Source organism: Bacillus sp. M6-12 (assembly GCF_002860285.1).
GTDB lineage: Bacteria > Bacillota > Bacilli > Bacillales > DSM-1321 > Peribacillus.
Genome location: NZ_PGVF01000006.1, coordinates 354284 through 375759 on the forward strand (window position 1 = coordinate 354284; position 21476 = coordinate 375759).

Annotated in this window: 21 protein-coding genes, 3 tRNA genes and 1 riboswitch; of the genes, 15 read left to right on the forward strand and 9 right to left on the reverse strand. The window is 40.6% G+C overall.

Annotated elements, in window-relative coordinates; all coding sequences use genetic code 11:
- Positions 1-82 precede the first annotated feature (82 nt).
- The 6 genes from CVD28_RS09950 (at position 83) to CVD28_RS09980 (ending at position 5571) form a co-directional block, all read left to right on the forward strand.
- Positions 83-517 (forward strand): DMT family transporter, encoded by a 435-nt coding sequence (locus tag CVD28_RS09950; protein WP_101592214.1) that lies wholly within the window; start codon positions 83-85, stop codon positions 515-517.
- 160 nt (positions 518-677) lie between these two features.
- Positions 678-786, forward strand: a riboswitch (TPP riboswitch).
- A 74-nt stretch (positions 787-860) separates the two neighbouring features.
- Positions 861-1622 (forward strand): 3-oxoacyl-ACP reductase, encoded by a 762-nt coding sequence (locus CVD28_RS09955; protein WP_101592215.1) that lies wholly within the window; start codon positions 861-863, stop codon positions 1620-1622.
- Between the two features lie 13 nt (positions 1623-1635).
- Positions 1636-2442 carry a hydroxyethylthiazole kinase gene (gene thiM, locus CVD28_RS09960; protein ID WP_101592216.1) on the forward strand — a complete coding sequence of 269 codons (807 nt, stop codon included), beginning with the start codon at positions 1636-1638 and terminating at the stop codon, positions 2440-2442.
- A gap of 57 nt (positions 2443-2499) precedes the next feature.
- Positions 2500-3306 carry a bifunctional hydroxymethylpyrimidine kinase/phosphomethylpyrimidine kinase gene (thiD, locus tag CVD28_RS09965; RefSeq protein WP_101592217.1) on the forward strand — a complete coding sequence of 269 codons (807 nt, stop codon included), beginning with the start codon at positions 2500-2502 and terminating at the stop codon, positions 3304-3306.
- A gap of 9 nt (positions 3307-3315) precedes the next feature.
- Complete coding sequence (gene thiE, locus CVD28_RS09970; protein WP_374702517.1) at positions 3316-3969, forward strand: thiamine phosphate synthase; 654 nt, start codon at positions 3316-3318, stop codon at positions 3967-3969.
- Positions 3970-4374: 405 nt separating this feature from the next.
- Positions 4375-5571, forward strand: coding sequence for an acyltransferase family protein (locus CVD28_RS09980; RefSeq protein WP_101592220.1), 1197 nt, complete (start codon positions 4375-4377; stop codon positions 5569-5571).
- Positions 5572-5756: 185 nt separating this feature from the next.
- Here the strand turns inward: CVD28_RS09980 and CVD28_RS09985 are convergent, their stop codons facing one another.
- The 4 genes from CVD28_RS09985 to CVD28_RS10000 all read right to left on the reverse strand — a co-directional run bounded on the left by CVD28_RS09985 (position 5757) and on the right by CVD28_RS10000 (position 8791).
- Complete coding sequence (locus CVD28_RS09985; RefSeq protein ID WP_180954093.1) at positions 5757-6344, reverse strand: TetR/AcrR family transcriptional regulator; 588 nt, start codon at positions 6342-6344, stop codon at positions 5757-5759.
- Between the two features lie 62 nt (positions 6345-6406).
- Positions 6407-7249: an ABC transporter permease subunit gene (locus tag CVD28_RS09990; RefSeq protein ID WP_180954094.1), complete on the reverse strand. Its 843-nt coding sequence runs from the start codon at positions 7247-7249 to the stop codon at positions 6407-6409.
- Positions 7242-8153 carry an ABC transporter ATP-binding protein gene (locus CVD28_RS09995; protein WP_101592223.1) on the reverse strand — a complete coding sequence of 304 codons (912 nt, stop codon included), beginning with the start codon at positions 8151-8153 and terminating at the stop codon, positions 7242-7244. The genes CVD28_RS09990 and CVD28_RS09995 overlap by 8 nt, the downstream gene beginning before the upstream one ends.
- Positions 8154-8290: 137 nt before the next feature.
- Positions 8291-8791, reverse strand: coding sequence for a GNAT family N-acetyltransferase (locus CVD28_RS10000; protein ID WP_101592224.1), 501 nt, complete (start codon positions 8789-8791; stop codon positions 8291-8293).
- Between the two features lie 243 nt (positions 8792-9034).
- Here CVD28_RS10000 and CVD28_RS10005 point away from each other — a divergent pair, with 243 nt between their 5' ends.
- Complete coding sequence (locus CVD28_RS10005) at positions 9035-12094, forward strand: efflux RND transporter permease subunit (protein ID WP_101592225.1); 3060 nt, start codon at positions 9035-9037, stop codon at positions 12092-12094.
- 103 nt (positions 12095-12197) lie between these two features.
- Here the strand turns inward: CVD28_RS10005 and CVD28_RS10010 are convergent, their stop codons facing one another.
- Positions 12198-12836, reverse strand: coding sequence for a YczE/YyaS/YitT family protein (locus tag CVD28_RS10010; RefSeq protein ID WP_101592226.1), 639 nt, complete (start codon positions 12834-12836; stop codon positions 12198-12200).
- A gap of 157 nt (positions 12837-12993) precedes the next feature.
- Between CVD28_RS10010 and CVD28_RS10015 the strand changes: the two genes are divergently transcribed.
- Positions 12994-13452 (forward strand): GNAT family N-acetyltransferase, encoded by a 459-nt coding sequence (locus tag CVD28_RS10015; protein WP_257985819.1) that lies wholly within the window; start codon positions 12994-12996, stop codon positions 13450-13452.
- A gap of 170 nt (positions 13453-13622) precedes the next feature.
- On the opposite strand, the gene CVD28_RS10020 is transcribed toward CVD28_RS10015, so the two are convergent.
- Positions 13623-13982, reverse strand: a complete 360-nt coding sequence (locus tag CVD28_RS10020) for a hypothetical protein (RefSeq protein WP_180954095.1) — start codon at positions 13980-13982, stop codon at positions 13623-13625.
- A gap of 367 nt (positions 13983-14349) precedes the next feature.
- Between CVD28_RS10020 and CVD28_RS10025 the strand changes: the two genes are divergently transcribed.
- The 3 genes from CVD28_RS10025 (at position 14350) to CVD28_RS10035 (ending at position 14609) form a co-directional block, all read left to right on the forward strand.
- A tRNA-Asn gene (locus CVD28_RS10025) sits at positions 14350-14424 on the forward strand.
- Positions 14425-14434: 10 nt separating this feature from the next.
- Positions 14435-14525 (forward strand) — tRNA-Ser (locus tag CVD28_RS10030).
- Positions 14526-14535: 10 nt separating this feature from the next.
- A tRNA-Arg gene (locus tag CVD28_RS10035) sits at positions 14536-14609 on the forward strand.
- A gap of 188 nt (positions 14610-14797) precedes the next feature.
- Here CVD28_RS10035 and CVD28_RS10040 read toward each other — a convergent pair.
- Positions 14798-15361 (reverse strand): GNAT family N-acetyltransferase, encoded by a 564-nt coding sequence (locus tag CVD28_RS10040; protein WP_101592228.1) that lies wholly within the window; start codon positions 15359-15361, stop codon positions 14798-14800.
- 308 nt (positions 15362-15669) lie between these two features.
- Between CVD28_RS10040 and CVD28_RS10045 the strand changes: the two genes are divergently transcribed.
- The 3 genes from CVD28_RS10045 to CVD28_RS10055 all read left to right on the forward strand — a co-directional run bounded on the left by CVD28_RS10045 (position 15670) and on the right by CVD28_RS10055 (position 18272).
- Entirely contained in the window at positions 15670-16293 is a 624-nt protein-coding gene (locus tag CVD28_RS10045) for a TetR/AcrR family transcriptional regulator (protein ID WP_180954096.1), read from the forward strand.
- Positions 16294-16516: 223 nt separating this feature from the next.
- The gene (locus tag CVD28_RS10050) at positions 16517-17296 is read left to right on the forward strand and encodes a CPBP family glutamic-type intramembrane protease (protein ID WP_101592230.1); all 780 of its coding nucleotides are present in this window, start codon (positions 16517-16519) and stop codon (positions 17294-17296) included.
- 181 nt (positions 17297-17477) lie between these two features.
- Positions 17478-18272 (forward strand): tyrosine-protein phosphatase, encoded by a 795-nt coding sequence (locus CVD28_RS10055; RefSeq protein ID WP_101592231.1) that lies wholly within the window; start codon positions 17478-17480, stop codon positions 18270-18272.
- 132 nt (positions 18273-18404) lie between these two features.
- On the opposite strand, the gene CVD28_RS10060 is transcribed toward CVD28_RS10055, so the two are convergent.
- On the reverse strand, positions 18405-18659 hold the full coding sequence (locus tag CVD28_RS10060; protein ID WP_101592232.1) for an alpha/beta-type small acid-soluble spore protein: 255 nt from the start codon (positions 18657-18659) through the stop codon (positions 18405-18407).
- Positions 18660-18897: 238 nt separating this feature from the next.
- Here CVD28_RS10060 and CVD28_RS10065 point away from each other — a divergent pair, with 238 nt between their 5' ends.
- On the forward strand, positions 18898-21039 hold the full coding sequence (locus tag CVD28_RS10065) for an ATP-dependent Clp protease ATP-binding subunit (RefSeq protein ID WP_101592233.1): 2142 nt from the start codon (positions 18898-18900) through the stop codon (positions 21037-21039).
- 54 nt (positions 21040-21093) lie between these two features.
- On the opposite strand, the gene CVD28_RS10070 is transcribed toward CVD28_RS10065, so the two are convergent.
- The gene (locus CVD28_RS10070; RefSeq protein ID WP_101592234.1) at positions 21094-21402 is read right to left on the reverse strand and encodes a hypothetical protein; all 309 of its coding nucleotides are present in this window, start codon (positions 21400-21402) and stop codon (positions 21094-21096) included.
- Positions 21403-21476 lie beyond the last annotated feature (74 nt).

A 21476-nucleotide genomic window follows, 5' to 3' on the forward strand; every position in this document is an offset into this window, starting at 1 on the left:
TTGTTTATGATTTAATATAATTGAATGATTTTTAGGTTCTTTTACAAACCTATTAAAACTTAAGCGGTTAAGGAGTTTACCTGTGAAAATATTATTTTCGTTACTGGCTGTTCTCGGCGGTATCGCAGTTGCCGTCCAGGCCCAAATAAATGGGGGGCTTGGCAAAAAGACCGGAGCAATTGAAGGATCATTTGTTTCCTTTGCAATTGGAACTCTTGCTTTGCTATTTATCGTACTGTTCTTTGGCAAAGGACACGTTTCTGCAGCTATGACCGTTCCAAAGTGGCAATTAATCGGCGGCCTATTGGGTGCATTTTATGTGTTTGTTATGGTCTTTGTAGTTCCAAAGATCGGTGTAGCCCCGGCTTTAATCGCCGTTATCGCAGGACAGATCGTAGTCGGAGCCATTATTGATCATTTTGGCCTTTTTGGAGGACTGAAGATACCAATAGATTGGAAAAAGGTTACTGCAATTGCTTTGCTGTTTCTATCTCTTTATTTGTTTAATCATAAATGAGCCGCTTGCAGGCATCCTGCTTATACGAGATGATTTCTGTTTTTTCGGTCTGATTCTAACTATTACAAAAAAATCCGCACAATTTACAAAACCGATATTTCGAAATTTTCCGTCTTTACATATCGATTTTCCAGGGATATTATTAATTATGAAAATTTAATTATGCTACTAGGGGTGCCCAAATACGGGCTGAGAGAAAAACAAATGTTTTTTAACCCTTTGGACCTGATCTGGGTGATGCCAGCGTAGGAAAGTAGTGAAAGTGAAATATGTTATTTCACTTACATACTTTACCAGGTCCTTATATGGATCTGGTTTTTTATTTTTAAGGAGGTTAATAGTCATGCGTTTAAATGAACAAGTTGTACTGGTAACCGGAGGCAGCCGCGGTTTGGGCAGTGAGACAGTTAAGGCTTTTGCCCGAGAGGGAGCGAAAGTGGTCATTAATTATTTTAATAGTGAGGCCAAGGCCTTGGAGCTGAAAAAGCAAATCGGCGGGAATGCGATTGCGATTCAGGCCGATGTCCGAAATGCTGGGCAAGTTCAGGCAATGTTCCAGCAAGCAAAAGACTATTTTGGAAAGCCGATTACTACGGTCGTAAATAACGCACTAGTAAACTTCCGTTTTGATCCTGCTGCAAAAAAGGATGCAGCGAGTATTGCCTGGGAGGATTTCAATGTGCAGCTGGAAAGTGCTGTAGGAGGGGCACTAAATACAGTACAGGCCGGACTTCCTGGCTTTAAAGAAATTGAATTTGGGCGGATTATCAACATTGGAACAAATCTATTCCAAAATCCGGTCGTAGCCTATCATGATTACACAACCAGCAAAGCTGCTCTTTTAGGCTTTACACGCAATATGGCCAATGAATTAGGGCAATATGGCATTACGGTTAACATGGTTTCTGGCGGTCTTCTGAAAATGACAGATGCAAGCTCCGCTACATCAGCGGAAGTGTTTCAATTAATTAAGTCTTCCACCCCGCTGCGAAAGGTTACAGACCCCTCAGAGGTAGCAGATGCCATAGTTTTCTTTGCTTCCCCATGGGGAAGAGCGGTAACAGGACAGAATCTTGTAGTCGACGGCGGATTGGTAATGGATTAAAGGGGGGAAGAGGATGGATAAAATTTTGATTTGCGAAGCATTAGAAAGAGTGAGAGAAGTAAATCCGCTCGTACATAATATTACAAATGTTGTTGTTGCCAATTTTACTGCAAATGGTCTGCTTTCCTTAGGCGCATCGCCTGTTATGGCTTACGCTGCAGAGGAAGTAGCTGATATGGCAAGCATAGCCGGTGCTCTTGTTTTAAATATAGGAACACTCAGCGCTTCAGAAGTAGAATCCATGATTAAAGCTGGGAAAGCGGCAAACGAACATGGAGTGCCAGTCATTTTTGACCCGGTGGGAGCAGGAGCAACAGCTTACCGGACCGAAACCGCGCAGAGAATCATCAGTGAAGTAAACATTGCTGTCATTAGGGGAAATGCAGCCGAAATTGCCAACGTGGCCGGTGAACAGAGCCAGATTAAGGGTGTGGACGCAGGAAGTATGCAAGGAGACTTTGCAGAGCTTGCAGCAGCTGCAGCTAAGAAATTCAAAACAGTAGTCGTGATTACAGGAAAAGAGGATATCGTTTCCGATGGAGAATTGACCTATGCTGTAAGCAATGGGCACCCAATTCTTACAAAAGTCACTGGAACCGGATGTCTGTTAACTTCTGTCATAGGTGCGTTTGCTGCTGTAGAAAAAGATGCGGTTCGGGCTTCTGCAGCCGCATTGGCTTCCTATGGAGTTGCTGCTGAGATGGCGGCGAAAAAAACGGATGAACTTGGGCCCGGAAGCTTTCAAATTGAATTTCTGAATCAATTATCCCTTGTTTCAAGCGAAAATATAGCACAGTTTGGATCCGTTAGAAAATTATAACGATCGTTTAATTTTGGTATAGATACTAGAAAAAGCGTGAAAGAGGTGGAAACTGCCATGAACAAAGCTTTAACAATTGCTGGTTCCGACAGTGGGGGCGGTGCTGGAATCCAAGCGGATATCAAGACATTTCAAGAGCTTGGCGTCTTCGGAATGTCAGCAATTACCGCTGTGACGGCGCAGAATACGCTCGGTGTCCAGGCAGTATATCCGATGACGGCTGAAGCAGTCGCTAGACAGATAGATTCTATTGGGGAGGACATAGGCGCAGATGCCGTTAAAACCGGTATGCTGTTTAATGCTGAAATCATTGAAGCTGTATCAGTGAAAATTAGACAATACCAATGGAAAAATGTTGTGGTGGATCCTGTGATGATTGCAAAGGGAGGGGCATCTTTACTGCAGAATGAAGCCGTATACTCATTGAAAAAGTATTTGCTGCCTCTAATCATGATAATTACTCCAAACATCCCTGAAGCCGAAGTGCTGACAGAAATGCATATCCACTCAGATCGGGATAAAAGAGAAGCCGCTAAAAAGCTTTACGATCTTGGTGCCAGGAATATAGTAATTAAAGGCGGTCATGATGATGATCCAAATGAATCGGTCGATCTGCTCTATGATGGTTCAGATTTCTTCACGTTCAGGAGCAAAAGGATCAATACGAAAAATACTCATGGAACAGGCTGCACCTTCTCTGCTGCTGTTACAGCCGAGCTGGCAAAAGGAAGCAATGTCCATGAATCTATTACTATAGCAAAAGACTTTATCCAGGCAGCCATCGAGGATCAGCTATCGATTGGCCAAGGGCATGGTCCAACCAATCATGGTGCTTTGAGAAGAAAAGCCGCCCTGAAGGAGTAGAGCATGAGCATAGGGAGAACCAGCAAGGAAACTTTAAAAGATGCCTTAAAAGTTTATTTTATAATGGGAAGTGTGAATTGTACGAATTACCCGGCAGAGGTGCTGAGAGAGGCGATAGCAGGCGGGATCACAATGTTTCAATATCGTGAAAAAGGAAAAGGAGCTTTAATCGGAGACGAAAAGTACAAGCTCGCAAAAGAATTACAAACAATCTGCAGGGAACATGGAATTCCTTTCCTTGTTAATGATGATATTGAGCTGGCAATGTCTATTAATGCTGATGGTGTCCATATTGGCCAGGAGGATGAGCCTGCTGACTATGTACGGAAGCAGATTGGTGATAAAATCCTTGGCATATCCGTCCATACGCTGGAGCAAGCAACCGATGCAATTCAGTCTGGCGCCGATTATTTTGGCGTTGGACCGATTTTTCCGACTAGAACAAAAGAAGATGCCAAGCCTGTTCAGGGAACGACAGTTATAGAAGAATTCCGCGCGGAGGGATTTACTGTACCTATCGTAGGAATTGGAGGGATAACAGCAGAAAATGCCGCTGCGGTCATTGAAGCCGGTGCAGATGGTATTTCGGTAATTACGGCAATAAGCCAGGCAAAATCCATTCCTGCTACTGTCCAGGAATTAAGAAGAAGTATATTATTTTGATGGCAGTCGGGCGTCCAAATAGGGCGCCCTTTTATAATTTATGACACCAAAGCAAATCCTTTCCCAGTCTGATTTTTTATAAAGCCCCCAAAATTGCATAAAGTTTAGTTGACGTTTGGGAAACAATTAAAAAAGATACTACCACATTTTTTTGTTAAAAATTTTTTTCAGCCGCTTTAAACTCTCCAATTTCCTATGGTTAAAACGTACTCTCATGATAAGCAATCCCTGCGTTATAAAATATCTTCTCTTTACCTGGACAATTCCAATTAATTTAAAATACAGCAGAAGTTTATGTGGTGGTTCAACGGATCTTTGTAAATAAAAGTTGACCGATAGTTCAAAAATATTTATCATTAATAGTATAAATATGGAAAAATAACATTTAAAAGGAAAGGTGTCCATATGAATCGGCCTTCGCGAATTGATTTTATCGACAACTTAAAGATCTTTTTATCGCTTACTGTTATCGCCCACCATGCAGGACAGCCCTATGGCGGATCGGATGGTTTCTGGTATGTAAAAGACCAGTTAATGCCTGCAAATCTGGGACCCTTTTTCGGGGTGAATGCTGGTTTTAACATGAGTTTGTACTTCCTGATTTCGGCTTTCTTTATCCCTGTTGTTTTTCAAAAGCGGGGAGGAGCAGCTTATTTGAAGGATCGATTAAGGCGACTAGGAATTCCTTTATTGGTTGGCTTTTTTGTCATGATACCTTTCATGATGTTCTTCTATTACAACCATTTCCGGGGATATGAGACAATGTCGTTTTTTGATTACTATCTCAAAATTTATTTCGGATTGAGCGGTGAACCCTCTGACTGGACCGGTCCTTCCTGGCCTGATTTGAACTTTGGCCACCTCTGGTTTATTGAACATTTATTGATATACTCTGTTCTTTATGTTTTATGGAAGCAGATAGTAAAAAAAGGGATTATTAGAGAGGGAAAGATTCAGTTTACAGCATCCCATGCTTCGATTCTGTCTCTCGTGTTTCTTGCTGCTATTGCCACTTTTATTATTCGTATTTGGTATCCTATTGATCATTGGATCGGTCTGTTTGGATTTGTTCAGACAGAATTAGCCCATATTCCTCAATACGTGACCTTTGTGATACTTGGAATCGGTGCAGCTAAAAACGGGTGGATTCGGAATATACCAAAGCAGGTTGGGAAAACGTGGTTTGGGATAGGTTGTATACTTGCAATCCTGCGCTTTGCAGGCGTTGTCCATTCAACAGACGGGGGGATGAGCGGGGCTAGTTTATTTTATTCTTTTTATGAAACTATCCTGTGCTTCGGCCTTGGAATCGGACTTCTGGAGTTGTTCAATCGAAAGCTTAATATTTCAAGTTCCTTTTCTAAAAAGCTGGCCGGAAATACATTTACTGTTTATATCATCCATATGCCAGTCCTTATGGTCCTTCAGTATTGCCTTATCAAGGTTCCGCTCTCAGGTTACATCAAATTTGGTATTGTCTTTGTGCTCGGTACGATTCTCGGTCATTTGATATCCTTTTTCGTTATCAGGCGTATCAATTTTCTGAGCATCCTGTTTACTGGTGTGGATATTCCGAAGAAAACAATAAAACAAACTGTTTAGCCGGTGATAATATCTTCCCCGCCAACTGTTATACCGGTTACTGTCCAAAACGTAAGATTTACTTTCCGAAACATATTTACGTGCAAAACCTAAAGATATTGCTTGCTCAAAGTGGCAGCTTGCCGTTTTTTAAAAAAAATGCCCTTATATAAAGCGAAATCCCCGCTAACGCAGTGTACTGCAGATTAGTGGGGATTTTTTGAAATAGATGCTAAAAATAATTCCAGACTTAATGCCGCTTGTTTTATCAGGTCGTCATCGCCGCCTCCCATGCACCAATGCGTGAGAATGCCGATGTAGGTTTGAATCAGCAAATCGGCAAGGAGCTCAGGGGGATAATCTTTACTGAATTCACCGCGCTCCTGTCCGATCACAAAAAAAGGAATCGCAATTTCAGCAAGATTTTTCATGTTTTGCCTATGTTCCGCAAGAGAGTCTTCACCGGCGAGTGTGGCCATAACAGTGGCTCTTCTTAAGGACCGGGTATAATTCATTTTTTGCAGTACGTTTATGAGAGCCATTATTATGGCTGGGGAAATGGGACCGTCCAGCTGCATAGCCCCTTCAGCTTCGGTAAACAATGAAACTCTTTCATACTCATCAAGGACGCTTTCTTTTGATTTAAAATAATTGAAAAACGTACCTTTGGCGACTCCTGCTTCCTTCGCAATTATTTCTACAGTTGTTGCCGCATATCCATTTTCTGAAATAAGCCGAATGGCCGTATCGAAAATTTTTTGCCTTGTGATTCTCTTTTTTTCTTCGCGATTCAATGGGCCCACCTCAACACCAGTATAGCAAAAAAACAGTGTTGATTTAGCTGTATCAATCTGATTTAGTGAATTTGGCTTTCAAAAAGGGAATTGCGGTCGTTTAATTTTGTCATGACCTTAAGCAGGAGTGCGTTGCCCAGCAGGAATCCGGCGCCAATCAGAAACAAAATAAAAGGGCTTAGGAAGAAAAGTCCTGTCACCTGGCTGATGAGGATGCCCACAATTGGAAGAACCATCATTCCCCCGAACTGCTGTGCTTCCTGAAAGGACTTTACCTTTGATGAAACAAGCACATTTAAAAGAATATTAAACAGCACCAAGGCTGGAATCACCCAGAATATCAAGAGCAGCCAGGTGGCATTAATAAACAAGATCTGATTAAAAAACGGGTAGGTAATCAAATTAATGACAATCAAATTTAGTATAAAGGTACTGAATACAATCAATAGTGTTGGAATGAAGGAGGCAAGCACCTTCCCTAAAAACAGGTCCTTTATTGATAGGGGCGAGAATAATAAGCTTTCAAGCGTCTTTCGTTCCTTTTCTCCGGCAAAGCTGTTGGATGAAGTGACCATCGAGTTGACAATGGCCGCCATGAGAAAGAATGGTGTAAGCATGAAGTTTAAAAAGTAATAGACTACTTTTTCACCCATAGTCGGGAGGCTTGCCAGAGTGTTTTTCATTTCTTCTGCTGGGAAGTTTTGGATTACCTTTTCAATTGGTTTTTTCAAATCATCTGATGATTGATTGAGAAGTTCTGTATGCAGCCCGATATAAGAGAAGACCGCGGGAAATATGATACAGAGAACGACTGCTAGGATAACCATAGGCATCCATACTTTCTTGGATGAAAATGTGGCTCTAATGTCCTTTTCCGCTATAGCTATAATTGTCGTTTTATTCATCGCCATTACCTCTAATCTTAAAATATATTGATTCCAGGCTTCTGTTTGTAATCTCGCTGGAATGTATCCATGACTCGTTAAGAATTTGCCTTAGCAATGGGGCTATCTCTTCTTTTGAAGCGAGCAGGAACTCCAATTTATCAGTCCCCTTAACCTCATAAGCAAATCCATTGTAATGGCTGTGGTCTTTCGGCCTTAATCCGGTTTCTACAAGCAGTCGTATGTCAGTTAAATATTTATCCTCAAGATCATGCAATAGCCCATTTTCTATTATTCTTCCATCCTTTAAAAAGAGGTAGGAATCACATAAATCCTCCAGCTGATGAAGCACGTGGGAGCAGATAAGGATGGTGACATTTTCTTCCTCGTTCACTTTGCGCAAATAGTGTATTACTGAGCTGATGCCTTCTGGGTCTAACCCGTTGGTCGGCTCATCGAGAAACAGGATTTCTGGTTTATGCAGCAACGCTTTTGCCAGTGAAATTCTTTTCTTCATTCCGGTTGAAAATAATCCAACTGCCTGGTCTTTAAACGGAAGCATGTCAAACTGCTCAAGAAGATGGGTTATCCTTTTAGGATCATACGCGTCATAAATTTTTGAATAGAATACAAGATTATCCCAAGCGCTCATATCATGGTAAAGGGAGGCGCTCTCTGTCACGATCCCTACCCTTTTCCTGATTTCATCACCATCTTTGCGGGGATCTAAGCGCATTACCCTCATATTTCCGGACGTTGCATCTATTACGCCATTGAGCAGGCGGATGATCGTTGTTTTACCAGCCCCGTTCGGACCAAGCAGCCCATTGATGCTTCCTTCCTTAATGGTAAAAGAAATGTCCCTTAATATAGGCTTGCTGTTAAATTCCTTTTGTACATTTTCCACTTCAATTATATTGGCCATATTGGCACCTCTTTTTATTTGCTAGGTTTGTTTTTTATGTATGACGGTTATAAGAACCATTTCGTTCAGTGCCTAATTAAATTTCTTTTTAAAAAATAAGACTGCCGAAAATTCGGCAGCCTTTTGTATGGCTATAATTAGGAAATTCGTTTTCCGAGGATATCCAGATCCCTTTCAGTCCCATCCAGTTCGGCGATACGAGGGAGGTGTGCCCAGGTTTCGAACCCGAAAGCCTGAAACAGCTTTAAGCTTGGCAGGTTATGATGAAAAATAAAACCAAGTATTGTCTTGAGTCCGAGGTCAGGGGCACTCTCAATTGCTTTTGAAAGGGCGATCCGGCCAAGGCCTTGTCCTCTGAAGGCTTCATCTATATAGATGCTGATTTCTGCCGTTGCCTGATAAGCAGGCCTTCCATAGAAAGATTGGAAACTTAACCATCCGGCGACTTTTTCATCTTTTATGATGACCCATAAAGGACGGGCTTCCGGAGTGTGTTCGTTAAACCAGTTTAATCGGCTCTCAACGGATACAGGAACCGTATCGGCCGTTACCATTCTGGAAGCAACCGTGCTGTTATAAATTTCAATAATTTTTGAAAGGTCGTTATATGTTGCGTCTCTGAAAATTATATTTTCCATCCGATTGACTCCCCTGAGCTTTTTCTTCATATTTTACACTCATCAAGCAAGGGTTTCTATAAAATTTACGTTTAACGAAATTAATGATTTTCGAGGCAGAGAAAGTATTAAATGCCATACATTTTATAATATCTAAGTCTCTGGACCTAGTAAAAAATAACTCTGGAGTTTATTATATAGAAGGAAATAAATGTATAAGATGGGAACTGAGGTCAAATTTGGAAAATAATAAGGAGATAAAAGATGAAATCAATTATTCGTTTTAGTATGAACAATGCGGTTGCCCTTTTTTTAATGATTGTTTTAATCATTGGCGGGGGAGTATATTCGTTTCAAAAAATAAACATAGAAAAATACCCGAATATCAATATTCCGTATATGACTGTTGTCATTCCGTATCCGGGTGCGTCACCAGAGCAAGCAATAAAGGAAGTGGGGGAACCTCTTGAAAAAGAACTGATGAACATTGATGGTGTTAAAAATGTTTATACAGATGGGGTTGCCAATGTTGTTTACTCCACAATGGAGTACGATATGTCAGTGGATATGAAAGATGCCGAACAGCTTGTACGTTCTAGCGTTGATAAGGTAAACCTTCCAGAAGGCACGGAAAACCCGGAGATCATATTGCAGGGGCCAGAGCCTGATCCGACTGTATTTTCAATGGGGATATACGCAGATGAATCAAGTAATAAAGTCCAGCACTTTGTAAAAAATAAAATTGTACCTCAGCTGGAAGCTATTGAGGGCGTCAATAAAGTGGAGGTTGGCGGAATTGATGAAAAGCAAGTGTTCATCCGCTTGCTGCCGGAAAAGCTAAAGGAAAAAGGACTCACACTAGAGGATGTAAAGAACGCTATTACAGCAAATAATCTTTCGATTCCAACAGGTGATGTTGCAATATCCAATCAAGTGTTTCCTGTTCGCGTGGGTAAAGAACTGGAATCTGTAGACGCCATCAAAGATATAACTTTGTTTGCAAAAGGAATGGCCGGTTCGCCTCAAGGACAGATGCCAGTACTGCAGAACCTTAAATTAAAGGACATTGCCGATGTTACTTATGAGTCAGTAAACAATACTGATTTCACTAGGATTAACGGAGAACCTGGAGTAAGATTTGGTATTATCGTTGAAGGCGGCGCAAATGTTGTCTCTATCGTTGAAGAGGCTAAAGAACTAATGAAAGAAACTGATTTTCCAGAAGGGTACAGTGTAAAAACGCTGCGTGACCAATCAATCGAAATTAAAGATTCTGTGTATTCGATGCTGCGTGAAGCACTTCTTGGCGCTGCTATGGCAGTGGTCGTTACCCTATTATTCTTGCGTAATATTCGTTCTACTATTATTGCGATTATATCCATTCCTCTTTCCATCCTGGCATCGTTTACTGTCATTAACATGCTTGGCTATACATTGAACATCATGACGCTTGCTGGAATCGCCGTTGCTGTTGGGCGTGTAGTAGATGATTCAATCGTGGTAATCGAAAATGTGTTCAGGCGAGTCCGCGCCGCTAAGGAAAGAAATGCAAGGCTTGTAGAACAATCAACAAAAGAGGTTGCATCAGCAATTACATCATCGACGATCACTACGGTTGCTGTATTTTTGCCTATGGCTTTTGTTCCGGGTATTATCGGAAAATTTTTTGCTCCGCTTGCCTGGACTATCGTCATCTCGCTGCTGTTTTCACTGCTTGTCGCGGTTACGGTTGTTCCGCTTCTTTCAAGAATCTTTTTACTCAATATTTCTCCGAAAGAGCATCAGGAAAGCGGGCTTCAAAAAATATACCGCAAAAGCCTGGGATGGTCGCTTAACCACCGTTTGCTGACGCTTGTAATGGCCATTGTCCTGCTTGCGGCATCCGTGGGCTTCATTGCCCCGCAGCTTGGCACAACATTTTTGCCGCAGGAAAAGGTCAGCAATTATGATGTAAGCATTACAATGGAAAAGGGTACCGCTCCTGAAGAAACGAGCAATCTTGCGACCAAGGTCGAAGATATTCTTCTGGATGCAAAAGAAGTAGAACTGGTAAGCACCAGTGTGGATGGCGAGTACGAACATGCATCGATAAACTTCGTTTTAAAGGATTCAACGGAGAATGTAGATGCTGTTATTAAACGATTGCGGGCTGATTTCAAAGAAGTGAAGGAAGCCGAGGAAATTTCCGTTTCCGGTGTAGGAAGTTTTGCCGGCGGCAGTCAGTCACAGTATGTTCTGGTTGTAAAGGGCCCGGATTTTGAAGACATTAAGACTGCCAGCAAGCAAATTGAAAGTACGTTAAAGGAAGTAAAAGGAATGGCGGATGTCCACTCGTCTCTTGAAGGAGACGAACCGGAAATCGAAATTCAGATGGATGAAGCGAAGCTTGCACAGCATGGTTTGATGCCAGCAATGGTCGGCAAGAGCCTTCGGGAGTTAATTAATGGAGATACAGTCACAACAGTCAACATTGAGAATGAGAAAAAAGATGTGACATTGAGCCTGAAGATGGATTCAATCCAAACTCTTGCAGATTTAGAAGAGCAGCAAATCCCCAATATGATGGGTGCTCCTGTTGCACTTAAGGATATCGGTGAGTTAAAGGAAGTAAAAAATCAAACGGTTATTACTCATTTAAATGGAAATGAATATGTAATGGTGGTTGGGCAGATCACTGATTCCAAAACAGGTGAAGTTACGAAAAAAGCTGATGAGTTAATCAAGAATCTTGATCTTCCAAAAAGCGTCACCTACTACAAGGAAGGCGCGTCAGCGGCGATGGAAGAAGGCTTTGCCAACATGGCAATTGCAATTGGTATCAGCATTCTTCTTGTGTACATGGTAATGGTAATTGCTTTTGGTGAAGGAAAAGCGCCGTTTGTTATTCTGTTTGCGATTCCTTTCTCCGCAATCGGTGCATTGCTTGGACTTTTCATCGTTGATGAACCGATTGGAATGCCTGCGATGATTGGGATGCTGATGTTAAATGGAATCGTTGTAACGAACGCGATTGTCCTGGTTGACCGGGTTAAACAAAACGAGAAGCGAGGAATGGAAACACATGATTCCTTGATCGATGCCGGAGTTGTCCGTTTGCGCCCAATTCTGATGACCGCGATTGCGACAGTCGGAGCGCTCATTCCAATGGCCATTTCAAACCATGCCGGTATAGTATCAGCTTCACTTGCCGTTGTTGTAATCGGCGGATTAATCACATCAACACTGCTTACACTCTTCATTGTTCCAGTTCTATACAGCCTGATACATCCTAAACGAAAAGTAAAACCAATGAAGGAAAAAGTAATAACTCCACAGGCTGGTTAATAAAAAAGCAAAAATCTCTGCCTATTTGATCGGGCAGAGATTTTTATTGAGCAGATGATTTAAGGAAACAGTCTTAAGCGGAATAAGCATCAGGTCAGCAGCATTAAAGTGCTTTTTTCTGAAGCTGATTCTCCGGCATTTTAGGAACTGCAATGACCTGTTTAAAAAATGACAATGATCTTTGGAAGATGGGGCTCTGGATAAATGTATAAATGAAAGAAACAATAAATACCGGACCGCCGATAAGGAAACCAATCAGCAATACAAAGCTTTCGACGAGAATACGCGCTTTGCTGACAGACAAACCGGTTGTGTCCGAAATAGAAAGCATGAAACCGTCACGCGGCCCTGCTCCAAGTCCTGCCGCTACATACATTCCCCCGCCAATGCCGGTAAGTACGATTCCGCTTAGGATAATGAGATAGTCAACCCATGTATGAGTGGCGGATGGCAATAAATCGAGCCATAAGTAAAAATCCATAAACGGACCGATCAGTGCTGCGTTTAAAAAGGTTCCAATGCTGATATATTGGCGCGCTTTTTTCCACGAAACTGTAAGCAGAAACAATCCGCATAGTACTGACCATGACCCGATCGTAAGCCCAAATCGTTCATATAGCCCAACATTTAGCACATCCCAAGGATGCAGACCCAAATGTTTAACCTTAACCGTAATCGCGGCTCCTAAAGCAAAAATCATCAGACCAACAAAAAACAGGATAATTCGTATGTATTGCCTCAAAACAGGTCTCTCCCTTTGATATACTTTTATAGTAATTACTTATTAACTATTTAGATAATATACTCCCCATTGTCAGGAAATGCCAGTGGGAATCTCGTTATCACGGATGCTGAGTCTAAAAGTTAGGATAATTTAAATAAAATCGAGGGGGATTTTTTTGGCACCGGTCAAAGTTATTAAGATATCAAGCCTGCTGGACAACGATATAGCCCATTTAATATTAGAGAGCAAACAGGAGGGCTTCCGGTTTGTACAAAGATTAAAGGATGAATATTACAGTGGTGAAAATATATTCAATAAGCCGGGTGAGGCCCTCTATGGGGTAGTGGATGCTGAAGGTACTTTGATAGCTGTTGGCGGCCTTAATATAGATCCGCTTTCCAGTGAACATGGGGTCTGCCGGCTAAGAAGATTCTACGTTGCGAGGGCCTGCAGAAGAAATGGAATAGGAAGACTCTTACTGGAAGAAATTATCAAACACGCACGTGAGCATTTTCAAGTGATGGTGCTTAATACAGATACAGAGCAGGCAGACAGTTTTTACAGCCGAAGGGGTTTTACAAAAGAAAAGGTAACCCCAAAGTCAAGCCATTATTTACGGTTATCCAATGGCTGAATGGAGAATGCGTGTAGGATAAAGCAATTTTTTACAAAGAGCGGTATCGCAGTGCTTTTTTCAATGCTATCAATGAATGATTATTTCTTAATGCCTGGAGCCCTTTAAGTTTAACCTAAAGGGCTAAGTGGTAATTTTTACTCTGTGTTGAACCAAAGTTGCAGTAGATCTTAATCCTCGAACTTTATAAACTCATGAGGACTTTTCCTGATATGTTCACCAATCCCCTTTAAAATGGCTGATGAGATTTCATGCAGACGGGTGTTGAGCGGACTAATGGAGGAAAGAAGCTCTGGGTCGTTATCCAGGTCCTTGTAAGTAACGTCGAATCCTTGAAAACTTCGCGGGTGGTTCCACGCTTTCAAAGTTCCTTCCAATTCCTCAAGCAGCTGCAGCATTGCATTTGCCCTGAAATGCCGCAGCCCTATTTTAATTTCTGACCATGTTTTCGGCTGTGCCAAAAAGTAAGCAGTCCACCAATAAAACTCTGCCATGGATTTGCTGGCGTGGTTGTAATAAGCGCTGAACATAAACAATGCTTGCTGACCTTTCGTAAGATGTTTATAAACATCTTCCTTTACCACGGATCAATGGGATTATTGGTTCAAAACAATAAGCTCCCAGTACCAAATCATCCAGCGAATCAAAATCTTCTCTCCGTATTGTTACCAGCAAAAAATCACTCCCTGTTTACCATTATAATCCAGATCCTAATCCCTGTAACATAAAATGATTATTCGGCTCCAAAAGTATAAAAATTAGCTGATAAGTGAAAAAACAAGAAAAGGGTACCATACTCGATCCTGAAAAAGCAAAAACCTTCAGGAAAAAAATTCTAGATTTATTAATTTATTAATTTAATTGACTAAATACTATAGGAGGGTATAGTATAAAAACACCGCAGTAGCTCAGTGGTAGAGCATTCGGCTGTTAACCGAACGGTCGTAGGTTCGAGTCCTACCTGCGGAGCCATTTTTTTTATGGGGAAGTACTCAAGAGACTGAAGAGGCGCCCCTGCTAAGGGTGTAGGTCGGGTAACCGGTGCGAGGGTTCAAATCCCTCCTTCTCCGCCATATATATAATACGCCTTTAGCTCAGCAGGATAGAGCAACAGCCTTCTAAGCTGTCGGTCAGAGGTTCGAATCCTCTAAGGCGTGTAAAAACTAGTCCAAATTGCGGATTAGTTTTTTTGTGTTTTTTTTGCATAAGTTTTTTTAACTGCAAAATACTATTACATATAAGGCAGATCAAATGAAAACCTTGCTACTTGAAAAAAGCTACCCCCATCAGGTGAGGATAGCTCTTGAAAGCTTTATAGAAGGTTATTAATTAAGAATGATTGAGCTTATAATTCGGTTGCTGTGTGAATGTCTTCCCACTCAGGCCTTAATACTCCCATAACGATAATATCGTATCGCTTTCCGTCACGGTAAACCACTGATCTTTTTCTGCCTTCCTGCTGAAAACCTGCTTTTTCATATGCCCTTATTCCACCCTTGTTATATTCAATTACTTCCAAACCGACCCGATCTAAATTTAACTCATTGAAGGCATAACGAAGGATGAGCCTCAGAGCTTCTGATCCATAACCTTTATTCCGATTAGAAGAATCACCAATTCCCATAGCCAGGAGTCCCGCCCGGTTATTCCATTCAATGCTGTGAATGGCTGCAAATCCGATCAATTGATCATCCTTAATGGTTCTAAGCCGGAAATAGGCCACATTGGGGGCCGCTTTTCCTTCTGCTTCGAATTCTTCTTTATTCTTAGGGAAAGCTATTTCAGTATCCACATTACGAAGATATTCAGTATCTTCTCCCCACTTCACCATAATGGCAGCATCTTCTTCCCTCGATGCTGAGAGTTTAATTCTGTCACCGTAAAAAAGGTTATTATTGATTGTTGTCATGATTTTCTCCTTATAATTGTTAAGATTTATACACCTCACTGCTATTAGGTAAAACATTAACCGTACGCAATACCTCATCCCCTTTGATTTTCATTTATATAATCATATATTTTTCTGAAATTATTGACAATGAAATTTACCCTCATCACCTAAAGGAATCGTAAATTTATTTATTGATTAACTAACGTTTGTTAGTTATAATAAAATGTATCTTACCTTAGACAAAGTATTAGTTAGTGGATGTCTTGAGAATTTTGGAATGGGATCCATTCTACAATAGTAAGTATGATCAGATAGGAGTTTATAAATTGACACCAAAAAAGACCAACGTTACTAAAGATAAAATTTTAGATGCAGCAATAGACCTTTTTTCGCAAAAGGGTTTTAGTGGAGTGTCAATCAGAGAGATAACGAAAGAGGTGGGAATTAAAGAAAGTTCGTTATATAACCATTACAAAAATAAAGACGAGATTCTTGAACAAATCCTTTCTGCTTTTCGAAAAGAATTTGCTAAAACTCTCCCCCCTGTATCTTTATTAGATGACATTTTAGAAAATTCTACTCTTGAAGGATTCTTTGAAAGAGGATTCGAGCGATTCAGGGAGCATATAGATAATGAAACGAATGAGAAGTGCTGGAGGATTCTTTTCATGGAACAATTTCGTTCTGCGGCTGCAAGGGAAATATTCTTGAATGATCTAATTAAAGATACATTGGATTTCTTGGAAGTGGTCTTCGAAAAACTGATAGAACTTGGAAAGATCAAAGACACTTATAGTCCTGCAGTACTGGCCTCAGAATATCAATATCCGACGTTCTCCATGCTGGTTGAATATAATATGCTTCGATTTGATCAAAAGGACACATCGGTAATTGAAGCAAAAATGAAAAATCATATTCGTTTTTTTCTTGAAAACGTTAGTGAAAAATAATGGAACAAAAGTACTGGGTGATGCAAATCACTCATTTTTTACCGAATAAATATGAACGAGTGTTAGTTAGCAGATAAATACGAAAGAATTAGTACACAATCCTTTTGTAATGGAGAGGCTTTTGTAACATTTCAGTTAATGACTTGTGTAGAGTTGCGGGCAGATTTGGAAAACAGGTATTTAATTAAAGTTAAACTAAATAACAGATGTGAGGTAGATTTTAATGAATAATGTAAAAGAGACTATTCACCAGCCAGTTTTTTTGCACAACAATATTAATAAAAAAGCAAATACGATAGATATTTATTTTTCCCTAATAATGAGGTCACTTTTTTTTATTATTTTTGGTACCGTCTTTGTCGCTATACTTTCTGTTAACGGGGCTGAACAGCCATTGAAAGAAGCAGAAAAATGGTGGCCCTTTCAAGTTGTTCTTGCTAATATTATATCGTTTATTATGCTTACGCATTTTCTTCGAAAAGAAAAGAAGTCATACATCAGCTTATTTAAAACAAAAAGAATAGGACTGAAGAAGTCGTTGAAAGAATTTTTCTTGCTGGTAATAGTTGCAGTTGTTAGCGGCGCGGTTCCTCTCTATGTTTTTTCTTACTTATTTTTAGGTTCCATCATACCCCCGGATAATATGTTTCAGCCATTGCCGGTTTGGGCTGCGCTTATTGCATTAATTATCTTTCCGGTTTCAAATGCTTTGGTTGAGCTGCCAACGTATATAGGATACGCCTTGCCACGGCTGGAACAGCATTACGGAAGCAAGTGGAAGCCGATCATTTTCGCTGGTATGGCATTGGCTTTGCAGCATGTTTTTCTGCCGCTGATCTTTGATCCATCCTATATGCTATGGCGATTTTTCTCGTTTATCCCCATGGCGATTATCCTTGGAGCGATCTTCTTAAAGACCAGGCGTTTGTCGACTATAATAATGGTTCATTACTTGCTGGACCTTCAGCTTATTATCCAAACCTTTATGTATTCTATTAAGTAATTTTCAGTTTTAAAAAAATTACGCCTCTCTGCAAGAAGTTTGTTAGTTTGAATATTCGGCGCATAGCCCACAGTATGAAGTATTCGATAGATTCCGAGTTATATTAGTAAATATTAAAAGAGACCTAAAAATAGATTATTAATTTTGCAGTTGAGCCTGTTATTAATAAAGGGGAAAAAGCATGAAAAATTTTACACAAAAACAAGAATATGAGTTCGACGGATTATATAACTTTCGGGATATAGGAGGATTCACTACTGAAAGTGGCTTAAAAATGAAGAAAGGGGTTCTATTTCGTTCTGATGAATTATCGCGTTTATCAAAAGCTGATTTACAGAGATTCTCTGAATTAGGTATTAAATTAATATGCGATTTGAGAACATCCCAGGAACAAAAATCAAAGCCGAGCCGAATAGGGCTGTATCAGAACGTTTTGGTTAAAAACATTTCCATTCATGATAAAAGTCAGGAATTCACACGTTTTGAGTTTTTTAAATTTTTGGTGGGCAGGTCAGGAAATATAGATTTTGAACAGATTATGAGAGCTATCTATGCTAATATGGCAAACAACTGCAGCCAGCAAATTCAAGAAATCATTATGTTATTATCAGATGAAGAAAACCTGCCTGCCCTGATCCATTGTACTGGCGGAAAGGATAGAACCGGGTTTATTGCTGCTTTGATTCAGCTCCTTGCTGGAGTACCATACCAAACTGTTTTAGATGAATATCTGTTTTCCAATGAATTAATCGGCCCACGGATGCGAAAAGTGGAACGATTTGTTAGATGGGTAAGCCTGTTTCAAATTTCACCGGATCGGTTAAAGCCGATATTAGAAGTACGCCATGAGTATCTTGATGATATTTTCATGGATATATTAAAAAGCCATGGAAGCATTGAAACATATCTATGTCAGTTTTGTAATATATCAGAAGAGATGTTAGCCAGTTTCAGGAACTTATTACTGGAAAAGTAGTCCTGAAAGAGTTTTTTGGGTGCAGATTTTAAAGCCTTGTATGTACAAAAAGGATAGGAAAGCCAGATAATTTTTTCAGTTTCCTATCCTTCCCCATTGAAATGTGGCGATTAAACAAAAAAAATAGCTGTGCTATTTTTTCTTATTCAGATTTTCCTGTGCCATTTTCACTAACTCCCGAACCATATCGCCGCCCAGCCTTCCGCCGACTTTTCCGGCCTGCTTCGGAGTAAGCTGTCCATTATAGCCTTTTTGAAGTGGAACTCCAACTTCAGCAGCAGCTTCAAATTTAGCATCCTCAGGATTTTGTGTTCCGGCCACTTTTGCTTTCAATTGATCCATCTGCTGTCTTGCTTCCGGCACAAGTATATTCCTTCTTCGAGCCATTATTATCACTCCTTTTTTGTAGATTTTCCTGAAAGAGCTAGTCTTATTAGTTTCATTTTTTTATGATTAAATAAAACAAATTTTTTTGATAAAAGGGTTGAAAGTCAGAAAAGGTCAGAGTATAATGGGTATAGTAAGTCAAAGATAGTCAAAGTCAATTTGACCAGGCAAACTGTCCATCAACTACGCTTATTAAATAATTAATGAAAAAATGTATAAAATCAAGGAGGAGTCACATATGCATTGTCAAAAATGTCAAAGTAATCAAGCGAATATTCAATTGCGTGTAAGTATTAATGGCAGCCAGCAAAATTTTCATTTGTGCTCCGATTGCTATAAAGAAGAACAAAATAAACTAGGAGCAGCCATGGGGGGAAAAGGATACATGGGTAATTTCCCATTTGATGATTTCTTTAAAGGATTTAGCCATAACCCTGGGCAAGCTGATATAGATGAACAAGAACAGCCGCAGCCAGCAAAAGGGGGACGGGGCGGCGGATTGCTTGACCAATATGGCCGCAATCTGACTCATAATGCTAAAGCTGGCCTTATCGATCCGGTCATTGGACGTGATGAGGAAGTAAAGCGTGTGATTGAAATTTTAAATAGAAGAAATAAAAATAACCCTGTTCTGATTGGGGAACCTGGTGTCGGTAAAACAGCAATTGCTGAAGGACTTGCGCTGAAAATTGCTGACGGGGATGTACCAGTAAAACTGCGAACAAAAGAGGTTTACCTTCTCGATGTTGCTTCACTTGTTTCGAATACAGGAATCCGCGGCCAATTTGAAGAGCGGATGAAACAGCTTATTTCCGAGCTTCAGCAGCGTAAGAACGTAATTCTATTCATTGATGAAATACATCAAATTGTTGGGGCCGGATCTGCTGAAGGGTCTATGGATGCAGGTAATATCCTAAAACCTGCATTAGCACGAGGCGAAATGCAGCTTGTTGGTGCGACTACCCTAAAGGAATACAGAAAGATTGAAAAGGACGCTGCACTCGAACGCCGCTTCCAGCCTGTTCAAGTTAATGAGCCGACTCCTGCAGAAGCGCTGGAAATTCTAACAGGCCTTAAAGACCGTTATGAAGCATTCCATGCAGTAGGATACAGCGACCAAGCCCTTCAGGCTGCGGTTGAACTTTCCCACCGCTATATCCAGGACCGCTTCCTTCCTGACAAAGCGATTGACCTTATGGATGAAGCTGGTTCAAAATTGAATCTCACAATAGAAGATGGACAAGAAGAAAATGTAAAAGAACGCCTTGCTCAAATTCACGAGGAAAAGAAACAGGCTTTAAAGCAAGAAGCTTATGAAGAAGCTGCAAAGCTTAGAGATGAGGAAGCAAAACTCGAAAAAATCCTTGAAGCTGGAGAAAATGCTAAACGCCCGACAGTGACTGTTGAGCATATTCAGGAAATCATTGAACAAAAAACTGGGATTCCCGTAGGTAAATTGCAGGAGGATGAACAATCGAAAATGATCCGCCTTCAAGAGGAGCTTTCTAAGAAGGTGATTGGTCAGGAAGAAGCGGTACGCAAAGTAGCTAAAGCAATCCGCAGAAGCCGTGCCGGTCTGAAATCTAAAACTCGCCCAATCGGTTCCTTCCTCTTTGTCGGCCCGACAGGTGTCGGTAAAACAGAACTATCAAAAACATTGGCTGAAGAATTATTTGGTGCTAAGGATGCCATGATTCGCCTTGATATGAGTGAATTTATGGAGAAGCACAGTGTATCTAAGCTTATCGGTTCACCTCCAGGATATGTAGGCCATGAGGAAGCAGGGCAGCTTACTGAGAAAGTCCGCCGCAAGCCTTACAGCATTATCCTCCTGGATGAAATTGAAAAAGCTCACCCGGATGTTATGCACATGTTCCTGCAAATTCTTGAAGATGGGCGTCTAACTGACAGCCAGGGCCGGACTGTTAACTTTAAGGACACAGTAATCATTATGACAAGTAATGCAGGTGTAGGGGAAAAGAGAAAAACAATGGGCTTTGGAACAAACACTGCCGTGGAAGAAGCATCTATCCTTCAATCATTAGGCAGCTACTTTAAGCCTGAATTCCTGAACCGTTTTGACAGTATTATTGAATTCTCTGCCTTACAGAAGGAAGATCTGCTGAAGATTGTTGATATAATGCTGAACGATCTTTATGAAACTCTTGAGGAACAGGGACTTTCACTTACTGTAACGGCAGAAGCAAAAGAAAAGCTTGCTGAGCTTGGTTATCACCCTTCATTCGGTGCTAGACCGCTCCGCCGTGTACTTCAGGAACACCTCGAAGATGGAATCACTGATTTCATTTTTGAAAAGCCGGAAGTGAAGAGCTTTACTGCACTTGTAGAAGAAGGCAGTTTGAAAATAAAAGAAGCATAATTAATGTTTTGCAGAAATACAAAATGCCTCCCGGCTAATGACTGGGAGGCATTTTTATTCTTGGTTTATCTTGTAGCGAAGGGATGAAAAGTTACCGGTCGGTACAGTCTTGGTTATCATACCGTTTTTGTTTCTATATACCTCATACTCCTGGTAGGTCTCTACAAGATAACCGTCCACTTGTTCACTGTTATCAAGGATATTTTCCAAAGAAGGCATATCCTCATTGGTTTCAAATCCTGAGACCGGCCTGGCAACTTTAACATTTTCATCAAAAGTTGAAAATTCCGTTTCTAAATATGCGACTAAACCTATTAACAATATCAAGCCAAACAAAGAAATCCGTCTTATACTCTGTTTCATATACTCCATCTCCCATGTAAAACACCTATTGTAAAATATGCATGTCCTAATCGCTTTATGCTAAGTTTTTTGCT